The sequence below is a fragment of the Shimia sp. R9_2 genome (assembly GCF_017743735.1).
Taxonomy (GTDB): Bacteria; Pseudomonadota; Alphaproteobacteria; order Rhodobacterales; family Rhodobacteraceae; genus Shimia.
Genome location: NZ_JAGHRO010000001.1, coordinates 862,155 through 877,701, shown reverse-complemented (window position 1 = coordinate 877,701; position 15,547 = coordinate 862,155). Strand labels below are relative to the sequence as shown.

Sequence of the window (15,547 nt, the reverse complement as noted above, 5' to 3'; positions counted from 1 at the left end):
CCCAAAGGAGGAGGCCGCCTACCCAAGCGCTGTAATATTGGGCGTTTCACGGGCCACGCGCCTTCTCGCCGCCCCTACTCCGCAACCTGAGGCACATCCTTCGGCACGCCAAACCTCTGCCAGGCGTCATATTGAGACAGGAAAACCTCGCCATTGAGCGCCTCAATCAGATGCGAGCGCCGCAGCCGGTCCATCACCGGCCCTTTCACCTCTGACAGATGCAACCCCACCCCCATGTCTCTCAGACGGGCATTGATGGCTTCCAGACTTTCCAGCGCGGAATAATCCACTTCATTGACCGCAGAGAACATCAGCACCACATCGCGCACCTCACAACCGGCGGTGACACGGCTCTGGATCAAATCCTCAAGGAACCGCGCATTGACGAAGTAGAGGCTCTCATCCACCCGCAGCGTCACCAGCGCAGGCACGGTCTCCACCTCATGGCGGAGGATATTGCGAAAGTGCTGCGTGCCCGGCACCAGCCCCACCTCCGCCACATGGGGGCTGGAGGTCTTATAAAGATGCAGCAGCACCGAAATAGCCACACCGCTGGCCACACCAACCTCCACACCCAGCCCCAGCGTCAGCAGGATCGTGGCTGCCACGGCGGTGAAATCCGCGCGAGAGTATGCCCAGGTCTTACGTAGGATCGTAAAATCCACCAGCGACAGTACCGCCACGATGATTGTTGCCGCCAGCGTTGCTTTTGGCAGGAAATACACAAGAGGGGTCAGCGCAACCGCGGCCACCGCCAGCCCCACTGCCGTAAAGATCCCCGCCGCAGGGGTTTCCGCCCCGGCATCAAAATTGACCACCGAACGGGAGAAGCCGCCGGTGACAGGAAAGCCCCCGGTGAACGCCGCCCCCAGATTGGCCGCCCCCAGTCCAATCAGCTCCTGATCCGGATCAATGCGCTGGCGTTTCTTGGCCGCAAGGGTCTGCGCCACCGAAACACTTTCCACAAATCCAATGATCGAAATCAGGATGGCAGGCAGCAATAGCGCGCCGATAAGATCACTGCTCAATCCCGGCAGGGTCAGCGGCGGCAGGCTTTGCGGCACATCCCCAACAATGCGCACGCCCTGTTCCCCCAAATTCAGCCCCCAGACCGCAAGCGTGGTCGCCACCACCGCAAAAACCGGACCACCCTTGGCCAGAAGATCAGTCAGAAGCGGCCCAGCCCCAAGCTTTTTCAGAAGCGGCTTCAGGTTGGCGCGCACCCAAAACAGAAAGCCCGCGGCCAGAACACCAATCCCCACTGTAATCCAGTTGATCTCATGCAGATGCCGGGCAATCGACAGCAGCATTTCCGGCAACGTATGGCCATGGGCGCTCACACCCAAAATATGTTTGAGCTGGCTGGCGGCAATCAGGATGCCCGAAGCCGTGATAAATCCGGCAATCACCGGATGGCTCAGGAAATTCGCTAAAAACCCGAGGCGCAGGACCCCCAAAAGAACCAGAAACGCGCCGGACAGAAACGCCAGCGTGAGTGCTGCAACCGCATACCCAGCGGTCCCCTGCTCTGCCACTTGCCCGATGGTTGACGCGGTTAGCAACGACACCACCGCCACCGGCCCCACCGCCAAAGCACGGCTGGTGCCAAAGACCGCATACAGGATGATCGGCGCAATCGAGGCATAAATGCCTGCCTCCGGCGGCAACCCCGCCAACAACGCATAGGCCAGCGACTGCGGGATCAGCATGATCGTCACGATCACCGCAGCGATCAGGTCATTTGACAGTGCGTTCCGGTCATAGCGACGCCCCCAATCAAGAATGGGAACAAACCGGCGCAGGGGGTGGGACATTGTGTTTTCCGTCATCTGTGTTTTGCGGGCCTCGGCCCATCGCGCAGTTCCGCGCCCGCCCATCGCGACATGGGACAGGCGGGCACGACGCTGGCGAAGCGCGCTTTAGTTCGGTGCGACCTTGATCTTCTCCGGTTTTGCCAGCCACTCCTTCCCCTTGAGCATGGCCTTCCAGTAGATCGGCGGCAGCATGGTCTCCTTCAAGAACCAAGCAGCCCGGCTGGGTTTGGTGCCATCCAGCAGGAAAGTGGGGAAGCTGGGCTTGAGCACGCCGCCATAGCCAAATTCCGCGAGCACAATCTTGCCGCGCTCCACCGTTAGCGGGCAGGAACCATATCCGTCATAAGCCGAGGTTGGCGAGCGCCCCGCAATATCCGCCACGATGTTATCGGCCACCGTCGGTGCCTGTTTGCGCGCGGCGGCGGCGGTCTTGGCGTTTGGCGCGTTCATCACATCGCCAAGGGACCAGATGTTGTCATAGCTCGTGTGGCGCAAGGTGGCCTGATCCACATCGACCCACCCTGCGGCATCCGCCAAGGGCGACACCCGAATGAAATCCGGTGCCACCTGCGGCGGGCAGACATGCATCATGTCAAAGTCCACCGTGACCTCCGCAGGATAGGTATCCGGCTGGGCCACTTTAAACGTGGCCGTCTTCGCAGCCCCATCCACCGCGACGAGGTTGTGGAAGAAGTTCAGCGTCGCGTCATATTTCTCCACATATTGCGAAAGCGCAGGGACATAATCCTTCACCCCGAAAAGCACCCCACCAGCATTCATGAATTGGATGTCGATGTTCTTCAGCCGCCCATTTCGGTGCCAGGCATCCCCGGAAAGATACATCGCCTTCTGCGGTGCCCCCGCACATTTGATCGGCATCGGCGGCTGGGTGAACAGCGCACGCCCCTCCTGCAGCTCCTGCACCAGCTGCCAGGTATAAGGCGCCAGATCATAGCGGTAGTTTGAGGTCACACCATTGCGGCCGAGCGTCTCCTCAAGGCCTTCGACGGCTGCCCAATCCAGCTTCAGGCCCGGGCAGACCACCAGCCGGTCATATTTCACCACCCGGCAGCCATCCAGAATGACCGCGTTGTTTTCCGGCTCAAACGCTGCCACCGCGGATTTGATCCAATGCACGCCTTTGGGGATCAGAGATCCCATGGTCTTGGCGGTTGTTTGCGCCTCAAACACGCCGCCCCCCACCATGGTCCAGCCGGGCTGATAGTAGTGGATGTCAGCAGGATCAATCACCGCGATATTGAGGCCCGATTGCCGTGCCTTCAGGCTGGCTGCAACCGCGATGCCCCCGGCGCCAGCGCCAACAATCACCACCACAAAATGGGCGTCGCCCGTATCTGTGGGGGTCTTGCCTCCATTGGAAATACGCCGCGCCACGCCGTTCATGTCATAGCCCGCCGCTTTCGTGGCCGCGAGAATCTCGGTCATCGGGCGCGATTTGGATTGATGGAAAGACCACAGCGTCGCCGAGCGTGTGCCGGTCCGGCAATAGGCCAAAACCGGGCGCTGGACCTCCTCCAAAACCGCGCCAAATGCGGCCACATCCTCATCGCGCACCATACCCGATTGCACCGGCACATAGCGCGCCTCAATCCCTGCGGCCTTGGCCGCAGCTTCTATCTCCTCAAAGGAGGGCTGATCGCCCCCCTCGCCATCAGGCCGATTGCACAAAATTGTGCGAAAGCCCTGCGCGGCAATCTCGGCAATATCATCGGCCACAATCTGCGGGCTGACCGAAACCTGATCGGTTAGTCGTTTGATGTTCATGTGAACCCCTCCTCCGGGCGGTTTTGGCGGATCGCACGCCTCAGCGCGCGCCGCCGCTTACAGGCCGTTGACCGGCACCTTCAGCATCGGGTTGCCGTCTTTATCAGTCGGCACTTCGCCCGCGCGCATGTTCACCTGCAGCGACGGAATGATGAGTTTTGGCATCGAGAGCTGCGCATCCCGCTCGGTGCGGAACCTGATAAACTCTTCCTTGGTCTTGCCTTGGCCAACATGGATATTGGCCGCTTTCTGCTCCGCCACCGAGGTTTCCCAGGCGATGGCACGGCCGCCGGGGCCATAATCGTGGCACATAAACAGCCGCGTCTCATTCGGCAGCGCCAGCACTTTCATGATGCTTGCATAAAGCTCCTCTGCCGAGCCGCCGGGAAAGTCACAGCGGGCAGAGCCGCCATCAGGCATAAAAAGCGTATCCCCGACAAAGGCCGCATCGCCCATCACATGCACCATGCAGGCGGGTGTGTGCCCCGGTGTATACATCGCAAAGCACTGCATATTGCCGACCATATAGGTGTCGCCATCCTCAAACAGCGCATCAAACTGCGACCCGTCGCGCTGAAATTCGGTGCCTTCGTTGAACACTTTGCCAAACACGTTCTGCACCACGGTGATCTTGGAGCCGACCCCGATTTTCCCGCCCAACCGCTCCTGCAGATAAGGTGCCGCGCTCAGGTGGTCAGCATGCACATGGGTCTCAATGATCCACTCCAGCTTAAGACCCTGTGTCTCGATCTGGCGGATCAACTCGTCTGCGTGATCAAAGGTGATACGCCCGGCGGCATAGTCGATGTCCATCACCGAATCCACGATCGCGCAGCTCTTTGAAGACGGGTCTTTGACAATGTAGCTGATGGTGTTGGTCGCCTCGTCAAAGAACGCCTGCACCTCAGGTTTCACGGTGATGTTGACGGGATAATCAGTCATAGGTTTCTCCTCCTCAGGACGCGCCCCGCGCCCTTGGTCTTCCAAATCAGTGACGGCATGTGTGAATTCGTATTGCCTGAAGGCGCGCCTCGGCAGCCGCACCGCTGGCGTGCAGCCCCGGCAATCGCCCTGCCGAAGCCAAACGCATCCGGGTGCGGTGCAGAGCGCTCAAAGCCATCTCAAAAGGAAGGCCCCTCGCGCCCTTGGCCCGCATGTGGATCAGCAGTCGCTGCAGGTCTTGAGGCCAACAATGCGGTAAAGCGGGCAATTCCCGACAAACGCCGTCAGCGTGAACACAGCGGCAACAGCCAGCGCAATCCAGAAAAGGACACCGCCAATAACGCCTGCAACCAGCGCCAGATACACCAACGCCGCCGCGATGATCAGACGGCCGCCGCGGTCGATCATTCCCATGTTCTTCATCATTTTTCGTCTCCAGGTCGAATCGTTGCCTGGCCACATTCGCATGTGGTGCCCGGAGACTTTGGTGACATGGTCACCAAGCAATGGAATTTCATGAAATCTGGTGGGATTTTCCGCCCTGCGTACCTTCGCCACAGGGCTCCAGACGTCTTAGCGATGCGCCCCTGAGGTCTTCACAAGGTGCTCCAGCCCTTCCCGCTCCAAAAGCTTCACCTCGCCGCGGGATTGTTCCACCCATCCCCGCCGCTGGAATTCCGACAGGGTGCGCGAAATGACCTCCCGTGCCGTGCCCAATTCAGTGCCCAGCGCGGCGTGGGTCGCATGCACAACATCACCCGCATCCGCGAGCTCCAGCAAACGGGACGCCAGCCGCACATCCATCCGCTGAAAGACAATATCGTCAATCAGCGTAAACAGATCAGTGATCCGGCGCGAATAGGCGGTGAACACAAATTCCCGAAACACCGGTGACTTGCCAACAAGATCATCAAAGGTCGCGCGCGGTATCGCCACCGCCTTCACATCGGTCTCCGCAGCGCCTTCCGCCGAGTAATCCTCAAAGGCCAGCATACAGGCCGTGGTAAGCACACAGCTTTCCCCCGCATGCACCCGATACAGAAACACCTCGCGTCCGGTGTCCGACCTTTGCTGCACCTTCACCGTGCCATCCAAAAGCAACCACAAATTGTCAGCCGTCTGCCCCGGCGCAAAGATCTGCGTGCCCGCCGGAACCGAAACAATCTCGCTGCCCGCTTCCAACGCCGCTCGTATGTCGGCAGGCAAGCGGCTCAGGCCATTGAACTTTTCAATCCAATTCTCTTCCATCAGCATGCCCCCTCAGATGATCCAGCCTGAGTCTTAGTGCATCCTGAATGACTGGTCCATTAGGTCAGGAGCAAGGCCACAGGATCCGAGTTTAATCGCCGATACAGTGTGCCATAGGTCGCTCACGCCACCCCCAACTAACCTAAAGTATAGCTGCCTTGCCTTAGGGCTATTTGCATTCACCCTCTGCCACCCAATCACCAAATGAATACGACGGTATACAAAGCCCACAGCAAGAACGCTGACGGTCCCCCAGACCCGAACCAGAATGGTTCTCTTCCTGAGTTCACCCATCCCACGTAGAGACCCGCTATGAAACCGATGACCGCCAACCAGATCGTTCTTGCCACCGCCCCCACAAAGACCAACGACGCCCCGCGCTTCAATGTCATGCAGATCATCCTGCTCAATCTTGGCTGCTCCCTTTTGCTGGCAATCTCCGCTGCCGTAATGGGGGCCACCTGGATCAGCGCCCCGGTTTTGGGCTGGCTTGGCGGCGGCATCGCCACTTTGGTGATCACAGCGATCTTTGTGGCTCTCGAACCGGCCACGTCCAAGCGGAAGCTCAAATCCCTGGAGGCGGAAGAAGACAGCCTTGCCACCCTTTCCGAATGGGACACAGACGCCGCAAAAGAACATGCCTTGGCCTTGGAAATTGACGAGGCATTCCAAGACGATTTTATGCGCCGCCTCAACGACTTCAACACCATCGAAGAGTTTATGGAAACCCAATCAACAGGCGGATCTTGCACTTCAGTCTCCCAGTTGGATGGTTACCTCACCGGCGTGATCTGCTCCCCTCAGTCCGTCCCAGCCTATGAGTGGCTTCACGTCGCTCTGGGCGCCCCAGAGGACCTTCCCGAAAGTGTCATCATCGCGGTTGGCGGCCTCCATGACGACATTCTGGCAGGCCTCGAAGAGAGCAAACACCTCGCGCCGGTGTTTGATGAAACCGCAGAAGGCGACATGGACCCAACCTCCTGGTGCGCCGGTTTCCTCGCCGCCGCCGCCCTGCGCCCGGACAGCTGGACCGCCAACGGCCTCCACCTGAGCCATCAAGACTTCCTGCTCCCCCTGCTCGACTTCCTCAACGACGGCAAAATCCACGTCTCCCACCGGACCAATGCCATAGACACCTTCGTCTTCGCCGACCGCGACATCCTCGTCGACCTGATCCCCTTCGTCGTGCCGATGATGTATCACGAATTCAAACTGCAAGCCCCGGTACAGGCAAATGCAAGTGGTGATTTGGCGGGTTTTGCGGTTGCGTGACTTCAGAGCATGTTAGTGTTGGTGAGGCCGCTGGCAGGAGCATGCCTAACAGGGTGGTCCTTCTATTAATCACAAGCAAAGGAAGGCTGTAAGCGAGCATTTAGCGGCAAAGCCAAGCAGCTATCGTTGGTCGCTCTCATTTGAGCTCTTCAAACAGCCTAGATCTGCTCTTCAACTTATCCGTTAAAAGATACCCCGAGGCGACATTAAAGCACCGAAGCAGTGATTTTCAGTACATCGTGAACTTCAAAAATGAGCCAGGCTAATTTTTTGCATCTACATAGATGGTAAAATTATCTTCGTTGGGTTTCGCTCGCCATTGATTGGCAAAGCGCTCGTCAAAACTCCTTTCAATCTAGCCCAAGATCCGCTCTTTGCTGAAAAGCCAAGAAAATTCACCTTTACCGGACCTACAAGAGCCTGAAATCGACAAGCGAAAATGCCCTCCCTCAGAGAAGACGCAGCACTCAATTAAAAGAACCTCAAAATAAGCCAAACCCAAAAAACGAATAGAACACGCAAATAAAGAAACAGAAACTCAGATATCAACTTCAGCCCTAAATCCAACCAAAAGTTGAAGGAATCGAATTTATATATTACAATATACGTTACTTAATTCTTCCGATTTAGCGGAGTGATTGCTGTGAAGTCAGCCTTGGTATTGATTGTTTTGTGCGCTGCGTTTTTTGCAGCATCCCCTTCCTCGGTGCATTCTCAGGTGGGGTGCGACCCTTCGCGCGAACGGTGCCGATAAAGTAGCATTGTAACGTCATGTCTACGGACGGTATGCACGACATTGTCGCGTTGTTTTTTGGCGTCGGCATTATAATCGCATTTTCCCATGAACGTTTTAACCGGATCTCCTACGAGACCGGCAAACGTCTTGATCGGCTTGTATCGTTTCTTACACCGGATAAGTTGCGCGCACGCCGGCAGGTTACATACGCATATTTTATCTACACGCTTTCTCTGATCATCCTCTATTTGATTTTATGCGGCTATGCCGAGATTCTGTTACCTCTTATCGGAGGTCAAAATCTTTTGCCCGAGATCGGGGCAAGCACTCTGCCCTCCGAAGCGTCGACGAGCCCACCTCCAGCGTCAGACACCACCCCCGAACCCACAACAGGTTTCGCCCCCATGGAATCTTCGGCGATCGAGTTCTGGATAGCAAACCTTGAACCCACTGTGAGTTCCGAGCCCGTGGAAACCAATTCAGGTGTCAATATCGCACCCGAAGTCTCCATGGGGCTAGCCCTGATCATGGTCGGCCTAGCACCTTCCATAAAGGCGCTGGTGCGCGTGGATGAATGGCTGCGTATGTTTGCCCATCGCGTTGCGGGAATACCGACCTGGGTTATAGATACCTCGGACGCATTGCGGTCGAACGCCAAGGTTTTACGGTTCTTCACGGACAGCGAAGCCGACAATTCCAGCGAATATCTTATTTCAGAACCCGAGCGCAAACGTGTTATAGATTTGCACGCCAAGGCCAAGCCGTTTCTGGGCAATCTGGATGATTTCATCCTGAATATCGAAGTCATTCTTGTTGCATCGGCGTGGTTTCTTGATGAAAAGCTGCGGATCACGGGGACCGGCGACAAAAACCGCTTCGAAGAAATAGAAAATGAGCTTCGTCGCCGAAAGAACGAGTTGTTCAGCAATGCGAATAGTCCCGATCTTTCCCATGAAGGCTGGGAGGCTGTGGCCACTGCCGCAGATGAATTGGCCAGCGATTTCTGCGTGCTGATTGCTCTTTATGACGAACAGGACGTCATTCACCCCTATGATCAGCGCCCGGCCCCCACAGAAAGCCAACGCCGCGCCCGGGATAGGCTGAGGCAATTCGTAGACGTCCTTTACAAGAACAAGACTGAACCATTGATGCAGCGCCGCGGCAACAATTTGGCGCTATTCTGGACACTGGCGATCGTGCTGAGTTGGACAGTCGCCTGGGCGGTGCTGTGGCCGGGGCAAGCGGAATTCAATTTGATCTGGGACACGCTCAGCAGTGACACCTATCGGAGGATCAGGCTGTATTCGGTCAACGCATTCAACACCTACTGCATCGCCACGATCGTTGCGATCACATTTCGCTGGGTCCGCATGACTTCGGTTGCTGAAGACGGCCAGCGAAAATGGGAAAACATGCGCTATCCCAATCACTGGACACGCTGGCTACCGCAGGCACTAAGCCTGTTTTCCATTGCCTTCTTGGTTTCTACAGCATTGAACATAGCGGTTCAGCTATGGCTCACGGAAACCAGAACACCCGAAGCAGAAGCCTGGCGAATGACATTCGAAGAGTTCATAATTTCGATCCGCTGGCGTTTTGAATACATGGGCCCAATTTCTTTCCGCGCGGCATGTTTGGCGCTGCTTGTGACAGTGCTTTTGGATGCGAGGCAGCGGTTGTGGACCGACGCGGGCCGGTATGAGCAGAAACAGCTCAAGAGACATAAGTCTAGCGACCAGATGAAATCGAATGCCAAAACATGGCGCGATTTGTCATTGCTGGACAGTCTGTCTTGGGTCGCGGTGGGAGCGTTGATGATGCTGATCATCACCCCCGTCATGCGCTATCTGTCATTTTTGGCGGCCACGCAGGACTATCCTCGAGATTTCGATCATATAGACGCCGGGTTGATGATCTGGGCGACGCTTTACACCGTTGTTCTGGCAGCTTTGGTGATGTTCTGCCTGTCCGAAGTACTTACCCGACGCGCCTTTTATCGTGCCTCAAAGGATCCAGCCGACGGTCGAGTTTTAGAAGCTGCAGGGGAAGAATAATGAAAGCCAGTGTCTGGATTTCACTGTTGAGCTTGGCTTGTCTGCCAGCACTTGCCTTTGGACAAGATATCCAACTTGAGACCGCTGTAAAAGAGGATCGGAAAATCATCATGGGCGCGCGCACCGATGTGCCGCCATTCATCTGGAAGGACAAACGAACCCAAAAATACCGTGGGCTTTTTTGGGATATCTGCGTTGAGGCACTCGTACGCTCAAATCGGCCATTCGAAACAGTGCCGATTTCGGCGGGGCAACGATCGGACCTTTTGTCCAAAGGCAGTTATTGCACAGAGGACGGCGAGACATACGACACCTGCACCGCCGAGATCGCGACAGTGGAACTGCTGTGCGATCCGACTACTGTAAATCTGAAACGGATGCAGACCTTCTCAGAAATAGACAACGAAGACCAAGGAGAAGGCCTGCACCGCTTTGTTTTCTCCCCCATCCTTTATCTGGCAAATGGTTCGTATTTTCAGCTGGGCTATCCAAGAAGAGTGTTTCGTGAACAGCTTGCAACGACACTGAAGCTTAGATGCACTCAGTTCCCCGAGTTAAAGCCTGTTTTTTGCGGCGAGCGCGAACACCCGACCGGTTGGGAGTGGCTTCGCCGACCCGATACTGAATTGTTTGCACAAAAGCCAAGCATAGATTGGACGACTGCCTGTGATGCCATCCTTGAGGCCATGGCGACAGACAAGGACTTGCCGGAAAACACCGAGGATCAAGAGCGCAAAGTTTGGCCTCCGCAAATCTGGCCGGAGCCGGACCCGGTAAAGCCTGAGTTCGAAATTTGGGGATATCTCGAAGGATCGACCATCGGACCGTCAGTTGTCAAAGCAGCGGAACTGGCTCCCTCCTCCATCGGCATTTGCCCCCAAGCTTTTGACTCGCACACCTTAGCCACTGAAGCCTTCTGCAACGGAAAGATCTACCGATATTTTGGAGATGTCGATCTCGTTCGGGCGGCGGTCAACGCCTATCGCTCCAACAACACAGACAACGAATGCCCCGCAGACGAAACGCCCTCTTCTCGTGGGACCTATGAACCCTATGCTTTGGTTCTTTCCAACGAAAAAAGAGGTTTCGCCGAGGACTTCACCCTGGCGCTGTATTCCATGTTCACCGATGGCACGATTGCCCAGATGTTCGACGGAAGATTCGGGGAAAGACGTCGGTCTCAGTACCTTGAAACCTTGTTCAGAATTAACAGCATCCCAACTGGTGAGGCGAATATCGAGGAATAGCGCCCCCTCGCATTTATTCGCATTTATAATGTGGCAGCGCCAAATCGATATCCGCTGATTTTCCCAACCGTCAACAAGCCTCAAAAGCTGCGGTTTGCGGCCCCCGCCGGAGCCGCAAACGCTTGTTCAATGTGTTTCGAGCGAGATGTATACATCCATCTCGGCGTCGGGATCAAAATCGCTAAGGTCCATGACCGAAAAGAACATCGCGCACACCGGCGACTCCATCTCTTTTTTGACCACGTCCTGATAGTCCTCGTGGCTTCGGAACTGCACGATATCGAGGTATGTGCCGTCGGGTTTGCGCACAAGTTCACGGCGTAAAATGCCCGGCTCATGGGCGACAAAGTCCCTTTGAAAAACGGCCGAAGCCGCGAGCAGATCCGCCTCTGTTTTGCCTTCAGCAAGTTTGATCGGCGCCAGAACGGTCACCGGTAACGTTGCTTGCCCATCCGCCTTTGGCGTGTCAGGCTCTATGATCCGGGTCGTCCCTGACACGCGGATACCTTCGCCCGGAGTGGCGCCAAACTGCGCTTTCAACAGCGACCGCGCCCCCATGTCTTCTCCTTGCACGATGTCGATCTCGCCCTCATGCGGCCAGCCGATATCGCGCAGATAGCCAGACAATGCGGCGGCGGCGGCCCCTGTCGCGGGGTCTTCGGCCACGCCGCCAATGGCAAAGGCGTTGCGGCTGTGAAAACGGCGTGGTGTTTCAGCCCACAACAGACTGATCGTCGTCAGGTCATGCGCCCGCATGAGCTGCGCGCCTTCCGCCAAATCATAAGACATTGCCGCAAGCCTCTGTCTGTCACGCAACGCAAGGATCAGGTGATTGTTGCCAGCATTGGCCTGCGCGGGTGGCAATGCGGGGTCAAGGTCGGCGGTTTTCAGGCCAAAGAGCGCAAGCGCCGCCGCCACCAGATCCGGGTCCGCCTCAGCGCTGTGGGTGGGAGGAGAGGTCAGCGTGGCGCTGCCGTCATTTTTAGTTTCCACGCTGATGCGCCCCGAATTCAGATCAAGTTGAAACAGCCCGCCCCCCTCACGCGCGGTGAGGGCGTTGCCCAGCGCGATGGTGGCATGTCCGCAGAACGCCACCTCTTCCTCGGGCGAGAAGTAGCGCACCCGCCATGCGTCACCCTGAGGTGCGGCGAAGACTGTTTCGGAATATCCCACCTCTTGAGCGAGGCGCTGCATTTCAAAGTCGGAGGGAAGCGTATCGCCGAGCACGACACCTGCGGGGTTGCCGCCTGTGGCTCCATCGGAGAAGGCCGCTACTCTGAGAACGTTCAGGTTGATGCTATCTTTCATGGGTTTGGTCCTTTTTCTGTCATTGCTGGTCAGAACGGGCAGCTCAAAAGCGGGATGTCATGGCTGCCCGCTTGCACTGCCCTGGCAGATCATCGCGCCAGGGCCGGAAGCCTCTACTGGGTGACGCGCGCGAGAAACTCCTGCATCTCGGCCGCAATCACATCGCCATACTCCTCGAGCGCGAAATGGCCGGTGTCCAGCAGGTGGAATTCCACATCGGTCAGGTCCGCCTTGTAGGGATGGGCGCCATCTGCGGGAAAGATATGGTCGTTCTTGCCCCAGACGATCAGCGCCGGCGGCTGATGCTCTTGGAACAGGGCCTGCCACTTGGGGTACTCAGCAACATTGGTGCCGTAGTCCAGGAACATCTCCAGTTGCACCTCTTGGTTGCCCGGACGGTCCAGCAGGTACTGAACGTGCCAATAGTTGTCGGGGCTCACTGTGGAGACATCGCCCACACCATGGGTGAATTGCCACTTGGTTGCGTCAAGCGTCAGAAAGCCGCGCAGCGCATCTCCGTTTTCCGTGCTGGGATCGGCCCAATAGGCTTTGATCGGATCCCAGAATTCGCGCAGGCCTTCATCATAGGCATTGCCGTTTTGAATCACGAACCCCGTGACGCGCTCGGGGTGTTCAGCGAACATGCGATACCCAACAGGCGCGCCGTAATCCATCAGGTAGACGCTATAGGTGTCGACCCCTTTGGCGTCGATCAGGCGGGTGACGGTTTCCGCAGCATTGGCAAAGCTGTAGTCATAGCTTTCGGCAGATGGCATGTCAGATGCGCCATAGCCCAGATAGTCCGGCGCAATCACATGATAGTCCTCGGCCAGCACGGGAATGAGGTCACGGAACATATGAGACGAGGTGGGAAACCCGTGCAGGAGAAGCACGGTCGGTTTGGACGGATCACCTGCTTCGCGATAGGCAATAGTGTGCCCGTCAATCTCCATGGATTTCATATCCACGGCAAAGGGGCTTTCCGCAGCGGTCGCGCTGTTGGGGTGGATCATCGGCAATAGCATGGTGCCGACCAGCAGCGTGGTAAGTACGGGAATACGCAAAGATTTTGTCATTGGTCAGTTCCTTTCAAAGTTGGGGTGCCGCGCGCGAGCGTCGCGCGCATGGCAGAGGTTTCGGCCCGCAGGGCCTCGTTTTCGCGGCGCAACGCCGCAATCTCTTGCTGTGCCTCATCAACCGTGAGGCGCTGGGGAATATGGCTGGGGCAATTCCAGTCGAAGGCCTCAACAGTGATCATCACCGCGCGCTCGGGACGCGCCCGGTAAGATGGGTCATGCAACTGGTCCAGAATCTCGGGGTGATCCTCGCCTTCGATCAGACGTGCGCGGCCCCACAGCTTCAGGCGGCGGCGGTTGGGGTAATCCATCAAAATCATCGACAACCGCTCATTGCCCGACAGGTTCCCCGCGCTGATATACTGACGGTTTCCGCGATAATCGGCATAGCCAAGCGTCTGGGGAGACAGCACCTTCAGAAAGCCCGCCGGGCCACCGCGAAACTGCACATAGGGCCACCCTGTTTGTGACACCGAGGCCTGATAGAAACCGTCACGCGCGGTGATAAAATCGATCTCTTGGGGCCCGAGTTCATCTGGGTAAACCACGTCGTCAGACAAGAGCTTGGCATAGGCATCCGCAGAGCCCTTGCGATGCTGCTGCGATCGTACGGCAGGCGTAAAGGCGATGGTCGCGAAGGCACGTGCCATAGCGTTCTCCTTTCGGAAACTCATTCATTCGTCTTGGTTGGGATGCCCGACTGGGCTGTTTCTGAATGTAAATGTGCGCATCACGCCGCAATTTGACAAACGACAATGTCTATCGCAGGGTTAGAAAAACTAGGTCATAGCCATGCACCGCAAAAACTATCCCCTGAACGCACTCCGCGCTTTTGAAGCGTCCGCGCGCCATCTCAGCTTTGTGGCAGCCGCCGAAGAGCTGTCTGTCACCCCGGCAGCGATCAGCCACCAGGTCAAAAAACTTGAGGAGTTCCTCGGCTTCCCGCTGTTTCGGCGGCGGACGCGCGGCTTGGTTCTTGTCGAAGCGGGACAACTGCTCGCCAAAGAGCTGCACGCGGTGTTCATCAGTCTCGATCGCACCATGGAAAACGTGATGGAGGCGGATCAAGGCGGCTCACTCGCCCTCTCCGTCGCGCCGACCTTCGCCGCGATGTGGCTGATCCCGAAGCTACAGAAATTCTATACGGAACATCCAGATATCGATGTGCGCATTTCTACTGGTCTGAGTCTGGTGGATTTTCAACGAGACGATTTTGACGCCGCCATTCGCCTCGGCCACGACCAATGGCCAGGCCTTGAAGCCATCAAGCTCTTTGATGAGGCGGTTATTCCCATGTGCAGCCCAAGCCTTCTTGAAGGCCCCAACGCGATCAGAACGCCGTCTGATCTTCGAAAACATGTCCTGCTGCACAACCACTCAATGGATTTTGACCCCAACGCACCAACTTGGCAGACCTGGCTGGACGCCAGCGGCACAACCGACGTAGACGCCTCGCGCGGGATGCACTTCAGCTTACCGGACCATGGGCTGCAGGCCGCGATAGATGGCGCAGGTGTTGTCCTTGGCTGGCGTGTCCTCTCGGCAAAAGACGTCCAAGCCGGACGCGTGGTCGAGCTTTTCGACTTAGAGATCCCCTTGGGATCAACCTTTTACCTTGTCTATCCCGAAGCGCACTCACGACGCCCCAACATCGCAGCACTCCGCGACTGGATCTTCCGGGAGTTAAAAAACGCCTGAAGCGCGAACTCAACCTCGCAGGGGCTTTGCTCATCTGCTGCTGCAATTGTGGGATAGGTGCCTATGCGCTGGGTGACGAGCAAACAGCCAACGACCAGTCTGAGCCACTCGCAGAACATGTTTCGTTTTTCAAATGGTTGCATTCCAGCCTCAGACAGCGAAATGCCATCTAAAACTGCCAAACGCGCGGTCAAACCAGATAATCTGTATCAGAGATCTAAATGGTGCCCGGGGGCGGAATCGAACCACCGACACGAGGATTTTCAATCCATCCAGAATGGTCCGGCTACAACTTACCATTTATGTTTGCACTACATAAACAGATCATTCGGTCCTGACGACCAGCTTCACTGCAAGGCTTCGCTTT

The 15,547-nt window shown here is 56.8% G+C and carries 12 protein-coding genes; 4 read left to right on the top strand and 8 right to left on the bottom strand.

The features are described from left to right. Window positions 1-74: 74 nt before the first annotated feature. From sulP to J7400_RS04090, 5 genes are all read right to left on the bottom strand, one after another. Window positions 75-1,814: a sulfate permease gene (gene sulP / locus J7400_RS04110; protein ID WP_209059834.1), complete on the bottom strand. Its 1,740-nt coding sequence runs from the start codon at window positions 1,812-1,814 to the stop codon at window positions 75-77. A 105-nt stretch (window positions 1,815-1,919) separates the two neighbouring features. Then, entirely contained in the window at window positions 1,920-3,599 is a 1,680-nt protein-coding gene (locus J7400_RS04105; RefSeq protein WP_209059832.1) for a bifunctional protein tyrosine phosphatase family protein/NAD(P)/FAD-dependent oxidoreductase, read from the bottom strand. Window positions 3,600-3,656: 57 nt separating this feature from the next. Further along, complete coding sequence (locus tag J7400_RS04100; protein WP_209059817.1) at window positions 3,657-4,541, bottom strand: MBL fold metallo-hydrolase; 885 nt, start codon at window positions 4,539-4,541, stop codon at window positions 3,657-3,659. 219 nt (window positions 4,542-4,760) lie between these two features. Continuing rightward, a complete protein-coding gene (locus J7400_RS04095) occupies window positions 4,761-4,967 on the bottom strand; it encodes a DUF2892 domain-containing protein (protein ID WP_209059814.1) in 207 nt (68 codons plus the stop codon). A gap of 147 nt (window positions 4,968-5,114) precedes the next feature. Then, complete coding sequence (locus tag J7400_RS04090; protein WP_209059812.1) at window positions 5,115-5,789, bottom strand: Crp/Fnr family transcriptional regulator; 675 nt, start codon at window positions 5,787-5,789, stop codon at window positions 5,115-5,117. Window positions 5,790-6,101: 312 nt separating this feature from the next. Between J7400_RS04090 and J7400_RS04085 the strand changes: the two genes are divergently transcribed. The 3 genes from J7400_RS04085 to J7400_RS04075 all read left to right on the top strand — a co-directional run bounded on the left by J7400_RS04085 (window position 6,102) and on the right by J7400_RS04075 (window position 11,098). Further along, window positions 6,102-7,061 (top strand): YecA family protein, encoded by a 960-nt coding sequence (locus J7400_RS04085; protein ID WP_209059809.1) that lies wholly within the window; start codon window positions 6,102-6,104, stop codon window positions 7,059-7,061. A gap of 771 nt (window positions 7,062-7,832) precedes the next feature. Further along, window positions 7,833-9,851, top strand: a complete 2,019-nt coding sequence (locus J7400_RS04080) for a hypothetical protein (RefSeq protein ID WP_209059805.1) — start codon at window positions 7,833-7,835, stop codon at window positions 9,849-9,851. Then, window positions 9,851-11,098, top strand: a complete 1,248-nt coding sequence (locus J7400_RS04075) for a hypothetical protein (RefSeq protein WP_209059803.1) — start codon at window positions 9,851-9,853, stop codon at window positions 11,096-11,098. The genes J7400_RS04080 and J7400_RS04075 overlap by 1 nt, the downstream gene beginning before the upstream one ends. Before the next feature lie 126 nt (window positions 11,099-11,224). On the opposite strand, the gene J7400_RS04070 is transcribed toward J7400_RS04075, so the two are convergent. From J7400_RS04070 to J7400_RS04060, 3 genes are all read right to left on the bottom strand, one after another. Beyond that, entirely contained in the window at window positions 11,225-12,406 is a 1,182-nt protein-coding gene (locus tag J7400_RS04070; protein WP_209059800.1) for a PhzF family phenazine biosynthesis protein, read from the bottom strand. A 113-nt stretch (window positions 12,407-12,519) separates the two neighbouring features. After that, complete coding sequence (locus tag J7400_RS04065) at window positions 12,520-13,482, bottom strand: alpha/beta hydrolase (protein WP_209059791.1); 963 nt, start codon at window positions 13,480-13,482, stop codon at window positions 12,520-12,522. After that, the gene (locus J7400_RS04060) at window positions 13,479-14,132 is read right to left on the bottom strand and encodes a pyridoxamine 5'-phosphate oxidase family protein (protein WP_209059788.1); all 654 of its coding nucleotides are present in this window, start codon (window positions 14,130-14,132) and stop codon (window positions 13,479-13,481) included. The genes J7400_RS04065 and J7400_RS04060 overlap by 4 nt, the downstream gene beginning before the upstream one ends. Window positions 14,133-14,274: 142 nt before the next feature. Between J7400_RS04060 and gcvA the strand changes: the two genes are divergently transcribed. Next, window positions 14,275-15,180 (top strand): transcriptional regulator GcvA, encoded by a 906-nt coding sequence (gene gcvA / locus J7400_RS04055; protein WP_209059786.1) that lies wholly within the window; start codon window positions 14,275-14,277, stop codon window positions 15,178-15,180. Window positions 15,181-15,547: the final 367 nt, after the last annotated feature.